The organism is Aliivibrio sifiae, from assembly GCF_002954715.1.
GTDB classification, from domain to species: Bacteria; Pseudomonadota; Gammaproteobacteria; order Enterobacterales; family Vibrionaceae; genus Aliivibrio; species Aliivibrio sifiae.
Genome location: NZ_MSCP01000005.1, coordinates 1 through 865, shown reverse-complemented (window position 1 = coordinate 865; position 865 = coordinate 1). Strand labels below are relative to the sequence as shown.

Sequence of the window (865 nt, the reverse complement as noted above, 5' to 3'; positions counted from 1 at the left end):
GGGGACTGTTGCAAATAATCTGAGTTAGTAAATAAGCCCTACAATTGACTCATTATTATTGAAAAACTACTTCAACATTGAATAAACGATTCAAGAAGGCGGATCTCTCCCGTACTACAGTTTCACGTTTATCATTACGTAACCAGAAATCAAACTGCCCCTTATTTAACATTCGTAAAGATTCAAATCCTTGAATCGTTGACCAAGCTCGCTTCCTCAGTTTGAAACCACCGGCGGCCACGATCAATTTCTTAATGGGGGCATGATCGGACTCAATGCCATTATTGAGGCATTTAACTTGCCGTTGCTCGACATCCTCTCGTAGTCGTCCTTCCTTCTTCAGTCTAGCAATAGCATTGGCGTATGAAGAATGTTTGTCCGTGTTTAACGTTTTAGGTTGATTGTCTATGTCATAATATCTTAAGCAACGCTTAAGGAATTGGTAGGCCGCTTCTTTATTGCGCTTGTGGGAAAAATAAAAATCGAGAGTCTCTTCTTGTTTATTAATGGCACGGTAAAGATAGTGCCATTCCCCCCTTCACTTTGACGTAGGTTTCATCAAGTTGCCAGGATGAGTCGGTTTTGATGAATTGATAATTACGACGTAACTTTTTTCGTAATTTAGGGGAATATTCAATAAACCAACGGTAAATAGTTGAACGATTAACCGATATGCCTCGCTCTGCGAGCATATCACTGAGATTTGCGTAACTCATTGGTGTTGAACCATACCAACGTAAACACCAAAGTATAATTTCTGGTGCAAAGTGTTTCCATTTAAAGTCAGGATTGGTCATTGAGTCGCTCGATTAGATCGGGAAATAAAGGATTTTGAGCTGATACTAAGTTTTTTTGCAACAAACCC

At 39.5% G+C, this 865-nt stretch carries 1 pseudogene; it reads right to left on the bottom strand.

Annotated features, from left to right (window positions below):
* Positions 1–55: 55 nt before the first annotated feature.
* Positions 56–797, bottom strand: a pseudogene (locus BTO23_RS20665) (IS6 family transposase).
* Between the last annotated feature and the right edge of the window lie 68 nt (positions 798–865).